General features: G+C 35.2%; 19 protein-coding genes. 7 read left to right on the plus strand and 12 right to left on the minus strand.

Translation table 11 applies throughout. The features are described 5' to 3' along the window. Window positions 1-55 precede the first annotated feature (55 nt). Together ATE47_RS14235 and greA are read right to left on the minus strand one after the other, a co-directional pair. Window positions 56-445, minus strand: a complete 390-nt coding sequence (locus ATE47_RS14235; RefSeq protein WP_062162577.1) for an HIT family protein — start codon at window positions 443-445, stop codon at window positions 56-58. A gap of 41 nt (window positions 446-486) precedes the next feature. After that, on the minus strand, window positions 487-957 hold the full coding sequence (gene greA / locus ATE47_RS14240; protein WP_062162578.1) for a transcription elongation factor GreA: 471 nt from the start codon (window positions 955-957) through the stop codon (window positions 487-489). A gap of 109 nt (window positions 958-1,066) precedes the next feature. On the opposite strand from greA, the gene ATE47_RS14245 reads away from it, so the two are divergent. From ATE47_RS14245 to ATE47_RS14255, 3 genes are read left to right on the plus strand one after another with little or no spacing between them, the layout of a single operon-like run. Continuing rightward, window positions 1,067-1,519 carry a hypothetical protein gene (locus tag ATE47_RS14245; protein ID WP_062162579.1) on the plus strand — a complete coding sequence of 151 codons (453 nt, stop codon included), beginning with the start codon at window positions 1,067-1,069 and terminating at the stop codon, window positions 1,517-1,519. Between the two features lie 2 nt (window positions 1,520-1,521). Then, window positions 1,522-1,971 (plus strand): D-aminoacyl-tRNA deacylase, encoded by a 450-nt coding sequence (gene dtd / locus ATE47_RS14250; RefSeq protein ID WP_062162580.1) that lies wholly within the window; start codon window positions 1,522-1,524, stop codon window positions 1,969-1,971. A 32-nt stretch (window positions 1,972-2,003) separates the two neighbouring features. Further along, on the plus strand, window positions 2,004-2,687 hold the full coding sequence (locus ATE47_RS14255) for an FKBP-type peptidyl-prolyl cis-trans isomerase (RefSeq protein ID WP_062162581.1): 684 nt from the start codon (window positions 2,004-2,006) through the stop codon (window positions 2,685-2,687). Window positions 2,688-2,753: 66 nt separating this feature from the next. Here ATE47_RS14255 and ATE47_RS14260 read toward each other — a convergent pair whose 3' ends face one another. The 10 genes from ATE47_RS14260 to ATE47_RS14305 form a co-directional block, all read right to left on the minus strand. Continuing rightward, entirely contained in the window at window positions 2,754-3,266 is a 513-nt protein-coding gene (locus tag ATE47_RS14260) for a hypothetical protein (RefSeq protein ID WP_062162582.1), read from the minus strand. A gap of 51 nt (window positions 3,267-3,317) precedes the next feature. After that, on the minus strand, window positions 3,318-3,857 hold the full coding sequence (locus ATE47_RS14265; RefSeq protein WP_062162583.1) for a hypothetical protein: 540 nt from the start codon (window positions 3,855-3,857) through the stop codon (window positions 3,318-3,320). 81 nt (window positions 3,858-3,938) lie between these two features. After that, window positions 3,939-4,619 (minus strand): DUF1361 domain-containing protein, encoded by a 681-nt coding sequence (locus tag ATE47_RS14270; protein WP_228376280.1) that lies wholly within the window; start codon window positions 4,617-4,619, stop codon window positions 3,939-3,941. A 5-nt stretch (window positions 4,620-4,624) separates the two neighbouring features. After that, a complete protein-coding gene (locus ATE47_RS14275; protein ID WP_062162584.1) occupies window positions 4,625-5,995 on the minus strand; it encodes a DUF4153 domain-containing protein in 1,371 nt (456 codons plus the stop codon). A 21-nt stretch (window positions 5,996-6,016) separates the two neighbouring features. After that, window positions 6,017-6,502 carry a Coq4 family protein gene (locus ATE47_RS14280; protein WP_062162585.1) on the minus strand — a complete coding sequence of 162 codons (486 nt, stop codon included), beginning with the start codon at window positions 6,500-6,502 and terminating at the stop codon, window positions 6,017-6,019. 13 nt (window positions 6,503-6,515) lie between these two features. Then, entirely contained in the window at window positions 6,516-6,806 is a 291-nt protein-coding gene (locus tag ATE47_RS14285) for a hypothetical protein (protein WP_062162586.1), read from the minus strand. 36 nt (window positions 6,807-6,842) lie between these two features. Next, window positions 6,843-7,133, minus strand: coding sequence for a hypothetical protein (locus tag ATE47_RS14290; RefSeq protein WP_062162587.1), 291 nt, complete (start codon window positions 7,131-7,133; stop codon window positions 6,843-6,845). Window positions 7,134-7,197: 64 nt separating this feature from the next. After that, window positions 7,198-7,488 (minus strand): winged helix-turn-helix domain-containing protein, encoded by a 291-nt coding sequence (locus ATE47_RS14295; protein WP_062162588.1) that lies wholly within the window; start codon window positions 7,486-7,488, stop codon window positions 7,198-7,200. A 68-nt stretch (window positions 7,489-7,556) separates the two neighbouring features. Then, window positions 7,557-8,174: a hypothetical protein gene (locus ATE47_RS14300; RefSeq protein ID WP_062163570.1), complete on the minus strand. Its 618-nt coding sequence runs from the start codon at window positions 8,172-8,174 to the stop codon at window positions 7,557-7,559. 238 nt (window positions 8,175-8,412) lie between these two features. Next, a complete protein-coding gene (locus ATE47_RS14305; protein WP_062162589.1) occupies window positions 8,413-9,177 on the minus strand; it encodes an enoyl-CoA hydratase/isomerase family protein in 765 nt (254 codons plus the stop codon). Between the two features lie 268 nt (window positions 9,178-9,445). Between ATE47_RS14305 and ATE47_RS14310 the strand changes: the two genes are divergently transcribed. The 4 genes from ATE47_RS14310 to ATE47_RS14325 all read left to right on the plus strand — a co-directional run bounded on the left by ATE47_RS14310 (window position 9,446) and on the right by ATE47_RS14325 (window position 12,531). After that, a complete protein-coding gene (locus tag ATE47_RS14310) occupies window positions 9,446-9,985 on the plus strand; it encodes a phage tail protein (RefSeq protein WP_062162590.1) in 540 nt (179 codons plus the stop codon). 40 nt (window positions 9,986-10,025) lie between these two features. Next, window positions 10,026-10,568, plus strand: a complete 543-nt coding sequence (locus ATE47_RS14315) for a phage tail protein (RefSeq protein ID WP_062162591.1) — start codon at window positions 10,026-10,028, stop codon at window positions 10,566-10,568. 39 nt (window positions 10,569-10,607) lie between these two features. Then, window positions 10,608-11,435, plus strand: coding sequence for a T9SS type A sorting domain-containing protein (locus ATE47_RS14320; RefSeq protein ID WP_062162592.1), 828 nt, complete (start codon window positions 10,608-10,610; stop codon window positions 11,433-11,435). 160 nt (window positions 11,436-11,595) lie between these two features. Then, the gene (locus ATE47_RS14325; RefSeq protein ID WP_062162593.1) at window positions 11,596-12,531 is read left to right on the plus strand and encodes a phosphatidylinositol-specific phospholipase C; all 936 of its coding nucleotides are present in this window, start codon (window positions 11,596-11,598) and stop codon (window positions 12,529-12,531) included. The last annotated feature ends 27 nt before the right edge of the window (window positions 12,532-12,558 follow it).

The raw sequence follows: 12,558 nt of genomic DNA on the forward strand, positions 1-12,558 counted from the left end.
ATATAAGGTATAGATTAAAGAAACTCGTAAGTTAGTTTACGAGCTTCTGTTATTTTTAAGAATTAATAATCGAGTTCTGAATTTCAGTGTACTCTTCGGTTGTTAATTTTAATCTTTCATTTTTAAAATTCATATCCTCTACTTTATTTAAAGGAATCAAGTGAATATGTGCGTGAGGAACTTCCAATCCTACAACCGCCACTCCTACTCTCACACAGGGAATCGCCTGTTTGACTTTCTTGGCTACTTCCTGAGCGAATCCCCAAAGATTCTTGTATTCTTCACTTTCCAGATCAAAAATAAGATCAACTTCTTTTTTGGGAACCACCAGTGTATGTCCTTTTACAAGCGGCATTGCATCCAAAAAAGCGATAAAGTGCTCATTTTCGGCAATTTTGTAGGAAGGTATTTCGCCGTTGATGATTTTTGTGAATATTGTGCTCATTTCTTTAAGTTATGAGTTAGAAGTTAAAAATTATGAGTTAATTATAATGTTATTTCCAAAACTTCAAAAGACAATTTGTTTCCGTTTGGCAACGTAATATCAGCAGTTTCTCCAACAGCTTTTCCAAGCAGGCCCTTTGCGATCGGCGTGTTTACAGAAATTCTCCCGGTTTTAAGATCACTTTCATTATCAGGAACCAATGTAAATACCTGTTCCTGTTTTGTTGCATTATTTTTAAGTCTTACCGTGGTAAGGATGGAAACTTTTGAAGTATCTAACTGACTTTCGTCTATGATTTTAGAAGTAGCAATGACATCTTTTAGCTTAGAAATTCTCATTTCAAGCATACCTTGAGCCTCTTTAGCCGCATCGTACTCTGCATTTTCAGACAAATCTCCTTTATCTCTGGCTTCAGCGATCTGCTGGGTAATTTTTGGTCTTTCCACAGTTTCTAACTGTTCCAGCTCAGCTTTCATTTTCTCTAATCCCTCCTTTGTAACATAGCTTGCCATAATTTTCAAAATTTAGTTTTAGTATAAAAAAATAATCCGACATTTGCCGGACAATGTTTTCGTGTTGTAATCGTTTTATTTTTACAAATATATAAAAATTTAAATTGAAATGAAAAAAACTTTTTCAATTCTGTCTATAATTACATTATTGATTTTCAATAATTTAGCTCTTAATTCATGTGGAAGCCGTGAGGATACTGTAAGTTGTTTTCCCAATAATCCTATTAATGTAACCTTAAACCTTAATCTCCCTGCCTATTATGCTTTGAACCAGGTTGGAGGCTGGGTTTACATCAATGAACAGCAATCCGGAACAAGAGGCCTTATCATCGTAAGAGCTTCTGATACCACTTTCAAAATATACGACAGAAATGCACCGCACATCTGCCCGGACAGCAACACAACACTGGAAGTAAAAGATAATATAAAAGTAGTATGCCCGAAAGACAATGCAGAATGGATTTTACTTACCGGACAGCCTACTGCAGTTGCTAATGTACCTCCCAAAACTTATCTTTACAACTATGATCCTGCGGGAAAAATCTTAAATATTTATTATTAAAAATGAAGGTCGTCATACAAAGAGTTTCCGAATCCCATGTAAAAGTTGACGGAAAAATTGTAGGTGAAATCGGAAAAGGATTAATGCTTTTGGTAGGAATTGATGAAAATGATTCAACAGCTGATGCTGATTGGCTGGTTCAGAAAATTTTAAACTTAAGGATTTTCGGGGATGATGAAGGAAAACTGAATTTATCCGTTGTTGATATCGCAGGAGAAATACTGTGTATCAGTCAGTTTACCTTGATTGCGGACTATAAAAAAGGAAATCGCCCGTCTTTCATTAAAGCTGCAAAACCGGATAAAGCCATTCCACTTTTTGATTATTTTAAAGAACAAATTTCAAAATCAGGATTAAAAACCGAGAGCGGCATTTTTGGAGCCGATATGAAAGTTTCTTTAATTAATGACGGCCCGGTGACGATCGTGATGGATTCTATTACAAAATCTTAAATTTACAAACAGATTATATTTTAAAATTAACAATGAAAAAAACATTAATTACCTTAGTTCTTTTGACAGGAGTAAACGTTGTATTTGCTCAAAAAACCTATACCGACGAACAGAAAGCGTCTTATTATATCGGGCTTGACATTGCTCAAAACATGAAGAAACAAGGATTTCCTGCTGATGCAGATCTTTTGGCCCAAGCTATAAAAGATGAATTTTCTGATAAGCCAAGATTATTTCCAAAAGAAGAAATGGGTACTTTCCTGCAAGGTTTCATGCAGAAGCAAAATGAAAAAAAACAGGCTCAGGAAAAAATAAAAGCAGAAGAAAATAAAAAGAAAAGCGCAGAATTTCTTGCTAAAAACAAACTAAACAAAAATGTAAAAACAACGCCAAGTGGCCTGCAGTACGAAGTTTTGAAAGAAGGAGACGGAAAAGCAAAACCAACTGCATCAAGTACAGCCAATGTAACTTACACAGGAAAGCTGATGGACGGAACCGTTTTCGATTCTACGGATAAAAACGGCGGAAAACCAATCGAATTAAACCTTTCCGGAGTGATCAAAGGATGGACTGAAGGTATACAACTGATGAGCAAAGGTGCAAAATACAGATTCTATATTCCATCTGAATTAGCATATGGTGATAATGGAGCCGGCGGCGTGATTCCTCCGGGAGCAGCGCTTATCTTCGATGTGGAGTTAGTAGATTTTAAATAATAAAAATAAAAACGTCTTTCAATAAATTTGAAAGACGTTTTCTTAAAAATAAACTTTTATAAAAAACTATTTCGCAGGAACACTGCTGAAATTAAGTGCAATTCTAAGGTTCATGTCTGAACTTGTTTGATTTTTCAGTTCATAAACCGTTCTTACAGTAACTCCCGTACTTTTCACCACTTCATCCAAAAATCCGGAATTTTCCAGATCCAGTGTCAGGCTTGAAGCATCAGTGGAAATGTTTGATCTTGAAGCTACCAGTCTTTCTCCCGTTCCGCTTGACGAAATATATACTTTTATTGATTTAAAAGCACTAAGATTTCCACCAGAAGGTGAAACTACGGAAACTTTTGCATCCGAAATTCTTACATCTTTAATCTGTGCATTGTTGTTTCCGCCAAACCATGTCTGGACATTGGAAGCCGTTGCAGTAGAGGAAACCTCTTTATTAGCGGGAACTCCCGTAGAAACTAAAACATTGGCCGTATAGGGAAATGTATTCTGAACTAACGACTGCACTGTTCCACAACTTACCAAAGCAACCGAAGCCACTGCCGCTGTCAAAAATATATTTTTCATAATGATAATTTTAAAGTTTAGGTTGCAGAAATTATACCAAATTGATAATAATTATTCAACACTTACAGTAAAAGCCCCTTTTGTATTTCCGGAAGCCATATTGCTTTTTCCGATAATAAGCCAAACCTCGCCTTTCTCTTTCACTTCATAAGTGATTTCTCTTCCGAAAGGCCCGTCATAATCGCCGTTTGGTAGTTTTATCTGATTGAAGCGGATATTGAAATCTTTTTCTTTCGTGGAAATTTTAGCTTTGATACTGGGCTTGTCAAAATCTGTTATTTTTAAAATAAATTCCTGATCGTCTTTTGTGAATTCCTCGCCCAACGTGAAAGGAAGCTGTTCTGCATCGGCCGTTCTTATGATTTGTCCGTCTTTCACATTTCTCATCACACCCGTACGCAAAACTTCTTTGGTTTTAGGAGCATTATTAATGATTGAATCCTTCATTCTCAATGCCGCGGAATCTGTTTTTTCTGTAGAAGCGGGCTGTTCTGTAACCATTATTGAGTCTTGTTTCTGAGTTTCCGAAATATTCGGGTCTTTTTTACATGCAACAATAATCAGCGGGATCAGCAATAAGGATTTTTTCATACTATCTTTTTTAAATGATACTATTTAGAAGCCAAAATTGTTCCAATAACGGTTTTATGATACTAAAAATTTATTGGAATTCTAGTTTTCATTAACGGTTTTCAGTACATTTTGGTTTCTTATAGATTTAAGCATTAAATACATAAAATTAAGCATAACTCCCATCAGAAGAGTGATAGCCCAGGTCTTTGGATGTTCCGCCGGATAGATAATTCTGGACAAAATATCATTAAACAAGCCGAAAGGGTTATTCAGAATATCCCAGCTGTTCCATCTCAGGAATCGTCCGAGATATACCCCAAAACTGGATAAGAATAAAAAGAAAACGGTGACAAAATTGATCGTCGGTTTTTTAAAATAATCCGAAAGCAGCCTTTCAATATCCAGCAAACTGATAAAACCGCAAAACAAACCTGCCCATGCATAAGAAAGAATGACCATCAAATCATACCAGATCGGTACTGTACTTCTGATTTTTAAATGAAAAAGATCCGTCAGAATGTAAGGTGAATTCGGGAAAAATAAAATCCAGACTGCAATGATATTAATTAGAGAAAATTTACTTTTAATTTTAAAAATGACTAAAAAACTACTGATCAGAAGCGGAATCCAAGCCAGGAATAAATTCCAATTCAAAAATAAAAACACTTTCGTATCACTCAAATAATATCTGAAAATGGAAAGGCTAAAACAGAACCCTGTCATCAAAATCAACAATAATGTGATTTCAAACCTTTGACTTTCCTTTAATTTTTTCATCATCTCCATTACTTTACCGTTTGATAATAAAGGACTTTGGAGAGGAATTTCTCATCTTTCTGTGGTTTTATTTTATTTAAAATTTCAGACTTTAGCTTTTCATCATTTTTTTCTTCAGCATATTTTAGGAGTTGCTTTTCATTGAAATTGATTTGATTTTTATGGTAATTAAGAACAAAATCTTTACGCTTCATATTTTGGGAAGTGATGATCCCGCCCCAGTTGATATAGCTGCAAAGCAATATTGTCGCATAGAAATACCAGGTCATACTGTTGAAAAGGAAAGCATTTCTTTTTTTCATTTGAATTTTAATGAAAGTCATAATCAATCCAATCAATGATAAAATCAGAAACGCACAAACTCCTAATCTTTTGTAGGTAAATCCATAGCTAAGAATATATTCCATATTTTTCACCATCGCAGAAATTACCAGAATGGCATTCATTAAAATCCAGATTTTGACTAAAATTTTCATTAAACCTGCTTTCGGATCAAAATTAAAATTGGATTTAAAATAAAACATGATCACCAGAATGGCCATTATAATAGATACAATCACTGCATTCACCCTTTCATGCGTTTCTTCCGAAAGTTTGGCAGGAGTTTTTGCTACTTCATAAAATTGCTCGTAATTATAAGTAATAATGAAAAAAATCAATAAAATATTTAAAGCAAAGAAAGAAATTACACCACTCATTCTCTCGGCATCCAAATCAAGGAAAGAATAGGTTGATTTCTGAATTTTATCCTTTTCCTTAAAATCATTGTCTAAAATGTGGTTGTTTTTGTAGATCAGTTTTTCAACGGCATGATTCCAATAATTAAAAGCGATAAAAAAGCCTAAAACCGTGATGGCAAATAACTGCCAGAAATTAATATCAATTTCGATATTGGTGAAAAGATTGGCAAAATGATCACTTCCCGCAGAATAAATTCCGAAGAAAACAGAGATTAACAGTAAAGGTATCAACACAAAAGCAAAAGTTTTCTGCCATAGCTTTGAGGTGTTTGTTTTCGGAAGCCATTCGTCGAAACTGAAGAATCTGCAAATAGCCGTAAAACAATTTACTACAAAAACAGGAATAAGAAGAAGGATTTTCATTCTTCTGTTCTTGGATCTGTAGCCTAAGAGCAAAATTGAACTTACAACCGCCAACAATGAAGGAAAATCTCCGTACCAAGCAAATGCAATACTCGAAAGAATACTTGTCACAAAAAGGAAAAGAAAGGTTTTTGTCCTGTTTTTTTGAGGAGTCCTGAAAAGCGTAAGTACTGCATAAATAATACTGATAATCCCCAGGTTCAACCCTATATTCTGGTCGTAAAATACGATGATGAATAAGGCGGTTGTAAGAAATATATAGTGATGTGTTTTCATAATCAGATTAGAAATTAGAGGTTAGTGATAAACTGTACTTTGCTTTTGTTGGATGAAGTCCTTCAAATGGTCGAAATTCTGCCATAATAATGCTTCAAAATCCCATTGATAAAACGGGCGCATATTTTGACCTTTTCTATACGCATTCATGTACATTTTGAAATATTCCGGCAAAATCAAAACTCCTAAAACAACCGCAGCCAAAAGATGCGCATTGAGTTTTCCATTTCCTAAAAGAAGAAACTGCATGGCTATTTCGTCCTCGAAATTGGTTCCGCATCCGGTAATCAGATGGTGAACGTCATGGTTTTCCATTTTGGGGATCATGGTGAATCCGTGTTTTTTATAAAATTCCCCGAGCTTTCTTCCTAAAGAATCTTCCTGAAATTCAAGCAACTGTTTCTCTGTAAACTGCCATTGTCTTTTCTTCTTTTTAAAATATTTCCTGTAGATTTTTTGAGTCTTATCGTACACAAAAAGCAGAAATTGGACACGTATTTTTTTCATAGTTTATTTTTTATTAAATATTCATTCCTATTATAGCATACACAATAGCAATCGGGATATTGATCAGCATTATACCTACAGATTTTAGACAAATATCAAGTTTGGATTTTAGGGCAATTCCGTAAATTAATATGGCTGTGACGATCAATAAATTAATAATTGTACCTAGCACTAAGAGCGTTAAACCTCCACCCACAAATACATCATTTTTTGTGAATACATATCCAAAAAGACAGATGTTTCCCAACAAGAAAAATAACCAGAAGGTATATTTTCCTATATCTTCAATCGTTGAATCTTTCATTATTTAATCTCATTTATTTTTTTAATCTTCACAAGTTTAGCTTCCAGCAAATGGACTTCCGAAAATTCCGACTGCCAGCTCTGCCCAAACCAGCATCAGTACAAGTAAAATAACCGAACAGATAATTAATTTGGAAACAAAATTTTTCTTTGAATTGGCTACCAGATTAACAAAGAAAGCGGTTCCGAAAAGCAGGACAGCAGCAATGATAAAATCAAAAGGTGACCAGTTCCAGCCTTCTACGAAATTGTTTCCAAAAAATGTTGCAGCCATTAATAAAACCGGTGCAGCGAAAATGAGCGTTGTTTTTTGTTTTGTTGTCATCATATTTTTAATTTAATTATTTAAAGTACTTTGAATTACAAAGTTTAAAGATAAAAAAATATAAGTTTTATCTTCCTATTAGTTTTTCCAAAGCATTAAGGTGCTCCGTAAAAGCTTCTCTCCCACTTTGTGTTACACGGTAAGATGTTCTGGGCTTTTTGCCCACAAATTCTTTTTTTACTTCAATATATCCTGCTTTTTCCAAAGCATTACTGTGACTGGCCAAATTACCGTCCGTAATCTCCAGCAAGCTTTTCATTTCCGAAAAATCAACCCAATCGTTGACTATAAGAACAGACATAATGCCCAATCTTACGCGACTTTCGAATTCTTTGTTGAGTTGATTTATTTTTATCATAACAGATAGTATATTGTGTGTAGTGATAGAGTATTAGGGGATTAGGGTTTTAGAGTTTTAATTCATAACTACTTATATTTTATATGCATAATCAATCCATACACAACATGCAAAATACCAAAGCCAAACGCCCAGAAAAGCAATCCCCATCCTAAAAAGAATAAAGAAATAAGTCCTAAAACAATCTGGCAATATCCTAAATATTTTATATCAGTGAGTGTATATCTTTCCGCACCTACAAGAGCAATTCCGTAAAAAATCAATGTTGCAGGGGCTATTAATACAAAAAGATGGTGATAAAGAAGTCCAAGACAAAAAACACCTCCAGCCACCAACGGCACAGCAAAGGTTGTTAAAAGTCGTTTGGTAGTCGAATCCCAGATTTTCAATCCTTTCTTCTTGCTTTTATTCGCTGTAAAAATGTATCCGCTGAAAATTGCTGTTAATAATATCAAAGTTCCGATCAGTACTAATTCATTCACCAATGAAGAGGTATAATTATGATTCTCGCTATCAAAGTAGTCTATTCCCTCCCTCTGAAAAACGAAATACACGTAAACAGCTCCAATAATGGCAGCCAATCCCGCAAAAACTCCGGATAACCCACTCAATGAGATAAATCTGGAAGAACGCTCCATCATGGAACGAATGTGTGATAAGTCTTCGTGATAATTTTTTGAATCCATATAAAGAACTTTGAAATACAAAGTTATTGTTTTTTTTGAACCGACAAAATATTTTTTTGAAATAGATAAAAATAAATGTGAATTGTCAATTGCCAATTCGTTTCACTTTTCAATTTAAAATTAAATAAAAATTCACCATTAACTAGTGAAGCAAAATTGACTTTTGACAATGCCTATCAGTCATAAAAAAACCGATGAATTAAATCATCGGCTGTGTATTTTACAATTAAAACAAAAGTTATTTCGCTCTTAATCTTTCTTTAATTGATTCAATATTTTTCTTTGCAGAATCTTCCAGAATTAAGCTTGCACTCATGTGAATTCTTGCCGGCATCAGTTCGTTGAAATGATCAGTTCCTTCCCATGATACTTTTTTTATCAAGGCCAGAGCATCCTTGCTTCTTGAAGCTAAAGTCTGCATGAATTTCTCCAATTTGGCATCCATTTCTTCAATATTCTCTGAAACAGAATGGTAAATATTGTGTTGCTCCGCCCATTCTGCGGATCTGAAATCTGCATCAATTGCCATTGCGGAAAACTGGGATTTACCGATTTTTCTTTCCACATAAGGCCCGATCACAAAAGGCCCGATTCCAAGATTAATCTCTGTCAACGCCAACGCCGAATCTTTTGTTGCAAAACAATAATCTGCTCCACAGGCAAGTCCTACACCTCCACCGGTAGTTTTACCCTGAACTCTTACCACCACTATTTTACCACAGTTTCTCATCGCGTTCAGAACTTTTGCAAAACCTCCGAAAAATTTTTCGGAGGCCTCCAATTCTTCAATAGCTAAAAGCTCATCGAAACTTGCTCCCGCACAGAATGCTTTTTCACCTTCACTTTTTACTAAAATTGCTTTTACCTCATCTTTTGCACCTTCATCTAAAATAGTTTGCGCCAGCTTTTCAAGAATAACTCCCGGTAAAGAATTGCTTTTCGGGGTACCGAATATGATTTCGGCGATATTGTTTTTAAGTTCTGATACTACGAATTCGTTCATTTTAAAAATTAAATTGATTGATGCAAAAATACTAAAATACAGCTGTTTTGAAGAAATTTAATCCTATAAATTAGGGGTATCATTTTTTGCTGCAGTCTTGTTACGTAGAAATACGTAATTCTCAATTTGGTATTTTCTACTCTACTGTAAAATTCATGATTGCCGTTACTTTGGATTGTCAATTAATAGTGACATTAAAAAAAAACTAAAGGCGGTATCCGAAAAGCCTCGAAAAGAGTAGGAATATTAAAACTGAAAAATATTAACCATGGAAGAATTAATGGGAGTTATCAAAGCGTTCTCCGGAAACTTTGCCCCTGTAAACTTTATGTTCTGCAATGGAGCTTTATTGAGCATTGCACAAAATTCAGCACTTTTCTCAATTTTAGGAACTACCTATGGCGGCGATGGCATCAATACTTTTGCTTTACCAAACCTGAATGGCCGTTATCCGCTAGGAGCGGGAACCAATGCAGGACAATCTTACCAATTGGGTGAGCAATCGGGAGTTCCTCAGACTACTATTATGTCAATGAATTTACCAAGTTTTGCAAGTCAGTTGAAAGTTGCCAATGCTAATGCTAATTCTGCGGTACCTTCTGCAAGTACATCTTTGGCTATTACAGGAACACAGAGCGGAAGAGATTTTACTGCTGTTCCAAGTTATGTGGATGGTAATCCTACTACAGTTATCAATGCACAATCTGTAATGTTTATGGGACAAAATCAGCCTATCAACAATATGCCTCCTTATTTGGGAATCAATTACATCATCTGTGTACAGGGAATTTACCCTTCAAGACCTTAATTTAAAATAAAATACTAATAACTAAAAAACAAAAGATATCATGGAAGAAATGTTAGCAACTATAAAAATGTTTGCGGGAAATTTTGCCCCAAGAGGATATTTATTCTGCAATGGAGCTCTATTGCCAATTGCACAAAATCAGGCGTTATTTTCCCTTCTAGGAACAACATACGGAGGAAACGGCACTACTACTTTTGCTTTACCTAACTTAAACGGACGTGCTCCTATCGGTTCTGGAATTGCCAACACAGGAAAGTCCGTAAATCTTGGAGAGGTAGGAGGATCTCCTTCAACTACTCTTCTTAGCACAAATTTACCGACATTCATGAGCCAATTGAAAGTTTCAAGCGCTAATGCAACTACTGCTACACCCACACTTACAACTTCAATTGCCGTTACAGGAACACAAAGCGGAAGAGACTTCACGGCCGTTCCAAGTTTTGTAAATGCTGCTCCTGATACTACTATAAACGGAGCTTCGGTAACATTCAACGGGGCAAATGTGCCTATCGAGAATATGCCGCCTTACCTAGGTATGAACTACATTATTTGTGTAGAGGGGATTTATCCTTCAAGACCATAAAAATTCTAAAAAACAACCTAAATTAAAACTTTAAACATCATGAAAAGTACTATACTACTTACAATCTGCAGTCTTTTCATATCGATATTTTCGTTTGGACAGACAAGTACAGAACAGTTTGAGACAGAATCTCACGGAAGCGCAAGTTTTACTGATAACGGAGTAATTTTTAATATCCTTTCTCATGTAAATACTTATGATATCCAGGCAAATTATCCGGGTACAGGATGGAACGGTTCAGCCGTAGACAACAGGTATATTGACAATTCGGCGCCGGGAAATCAAGCGACAGGAACTTCATTCAGTATAAAAACAACGTCTAATTTATTCAAAGTAAATAGATTTTGGGTATATGCTTCAGCAGCCGATTTGACCTTATCCGTTTCCGGAACCCTTACTATTACAGGAAAATTAAGTGGCGTAACCAAGTTTACACAAACCAAAACAACAGGTTTTGCAACAAGTATGGGTACCACAAACGGCTTTACACTGATTGATCTTACAAACCTTAATGGTCAAAATTACAGCAATATTATAATAGATCAACTCGAAATTACTGCAGGCGGAGGCTATGTATATCTGAGTTTAGACGCCTTCACATGGGTAAAAGACAGCAATGTAGTTCTAGCGGCAAACGAAGTAAAATCTTCTAAAAAAGAACTGAGTATTTATCCTAATCCTACAAATGGTCCTTTAACCATTAAAACTGAGGCTAATAAAAAGTTAGAAGTTTACAGTCAATCCGGTCAGCTTGTGAAAACAATTGAAGCTAAAAAAGGCGAGACAGAAACTGATATTTCAGAACTTCCTACAGGAAATTATCTAATAAAATCTTCCTCGGAATCTTATAAGATTATTAAAAAATAATTAGAAGCTTATTATTAAAGTTGAAACTAATAACCAGGGAAACTTAAATTATAAATAATAAGCGATTGTACCGCGAAAGATTCTAATGCATAAGTGTGATGATATCCCTGAAGAAATTCGGGGATTTTTCTTAAAAACTAATCATTAAAATATTAAAACCATGAACACATTTACACAAAATTGGATGAGTAACATCGATGGTAATAAAAAGCTTACCGAGCTTACCATACCGGGAACTCACGACAGTGCCACTTACGACACGGCTTTCATGCCTGCGCAATGCCAAACCATGAATTTTACAGATCAGCTCAATTCAGGAATACGCTTTTTGGATTTCCGTCTGAAAAGAGGATATGATGCAGATAAAGACCATGTATTGTGGTTTTATCACGGAAGCCTCGGCTTAAATCTTCATTTCGGACAGGTCATCAATATGCTGATAGACTTTTTACAGCGACATAAGGATGAGACCATCATTATGTGTGTAAAAAATGAGGCTGATCCCAGCAATGACAGTAAGCAGGAAAAGTTTTATAATGATTTTAATATTACCATTTCTAATAACTATCCTTCTTATTTTTACCGGGAAAACAGAATTCCGACCCTTGATGAAGTAAGAGGAAAAATTGTCTTTGTGAAAAGATTCGGTACCGGAACCGTGGACAGCAGCAGTGACGGTCTCAATTTATTTGACAAATGGCCAAATGATTCAATGGGTAATTTTGAAAATAACGGTGTAAAATACTATGTTCAGGACGTCTATTACAGCTGGTCAAAAGGTACAGACAGAGCGAATAAATTCAATGAATTCGTGAAAAGTGCATTATTAAATGCTGCAAGCGGAGATAAAGACAGATTATATTTCAATTTTACAAGCGGAACCGGTGCCACCGGAGGAATTCTCCCGGATACAACAAGGCCCTGGGATCTGGCGAAAGTGGTAAATCCTTTATTCTTAGACTATCTGAAAACGTATTCGAAAGGACGATACGGAATCATCCCCATGGATTATCCGGAATATCCTGATTATAAAAAACTGATCCAAAGCGTGATCAATACAAATGAATTTAAAGTTGCTGCTCCGGCAGAATTATAATAATTAAATAGAATCTTCTGAAAATTC

This window comes from Chryseobacterium sp. IHB B 17019, assembly GCF_001456155.1.
Classification (GTDB): Bacteria; Bacteroidota; Bacteroidia; order Flavobacteriales; family Weeksellaceae; genus Chryseobacterium.

Bases quoted from the DNA above. Each gene is read 5' to 3' on its own strand.
- ATE47_RS14235 (WP_062162577.1), bottom strand. From the start codon at position 445: ATGAGCACAATATTCACAAAAATCATCAACGGCGAAATACCTTCCTAC.
- greA (WP_062162578.1), bottom strand. From the start codon at position 957: ATGGCAAGCTATGTTACAAAGGAGGGATTAGAGAAAATGAAAGCTGAG.
- ATE47_RS14245 (WP_062162579.1), top strand. From the start codon at position 1,067: ATGAAAAAAACTTTTTCAATTCTGTCTATAATTACATTATTGATTTTC.
- dtd (WP_062162580.1), top strand. From the start codon at position 1,522: ATGAAGGTCGTCATACAAAGAGTTTCCGAATCCCATGTAAAAGTTGAC.
- ATE47_RS14255 (WP_062162581.1), top strand. From the start codon at position 2,004: ATGAAAAAAACATTAATTACCTTAGTTCTTTTGACAGGAGTAAACGTT.
- ATE47_RS14260 (WP_062162582.1), bottom strand. From the start codon at position 3,266: ATGAAAAATATATTTTTGACAGCGGCAGTGGCTTCGGTTGCTTTGGTA.
- ATE47_RS14265 (WP_062162583.1), bottom strand. From the start codon at position 3,857: ATGAAAAAATCCTTATTGCTGATCCCGCTGATTATTGTTGCATGTAAA.
- ATE47_RS14270 (WP_228376280.1), bottom strand. From the start codon at position 4,619: ATGATGAAAAAATTAAAGGAAAGTCAAAGGTTTGAAATCACATTATTG.
- ATE47_RS14275 (WP_062162584.1), bottom strand. From the start codon at position 5,995: ATGAAAACACATCACTATATATTTCTTACAACCGCCTTATTCATCATC.
- ATE47_RS14280 (WP_062162585.1), bottom strand. From the start codon at position 6,502: ATGAAAAAAATACGTGTCCAATTTCTGCTTTTTGTGTACGATAAGACT.
- ATE47_RS14285 (WP_062162586.1), bottom strand. From the start codon at position 6,806: ATGAAAGATTCAACGATTGAAGATATAGGAAAATATACCTTCTGGTTA.
- ATE47_RS14290 (WP_062162587.1), bottom strand. From the start codon at position 7,133: ATGATGACAACAAAACAAAAAACAACGCTCATTTTCGCTGCACCGGTT.
- ATE47_RS14295 (WP_062162588.1), bottom strand. From the start codon at position 7,488: ATGATAAAAATAAATCAACTCAACAAAGAATTCGAAAGTCGCGTAAGA.
- ATE47_RS14300 (WP_062163570.1), bottom strand. From the start codon at position 8,174: ATGGATTCAAAAAATTATCACGAAGACTTATCACACATTCGTTCCATG.
- ATE47_RS14305 (WP_062162589.1), bottom strand. From the start codon at position 9,177: ATGAACGAATTCGTAGTATCAGAACTTAAAAACAATATCGCCGAAATC.
- ATE47_RS14310 (WP_062162590.1), top strand. From the start codon at position 9,446: ATGGAAGAATTAATGGGAGTTATCAAAGCGTTCTCCGGAAACTTTGCC.
- ATE47_RS14315 (WP_062162591.1), top strand. From the start codon at position 10,026: ATGGAAGAAATGTTAGCAACTATAAAAATGTTTGCGGGAAATTTTGCC.
- ATE47_RS14320 (WP_062162592.1), top strand. From the start codon at position 10,608: ATGAAAAGTACTATACTACTTACAATCTGCAGTCTTTTCATATCGATA.
- ATE47_RS14325 (WP_062162593.1), top strand. From the start codon at position 11,596: ATGAACACATTTACACAAAATTGGATGAGTAACATCGATGGTAATAAA.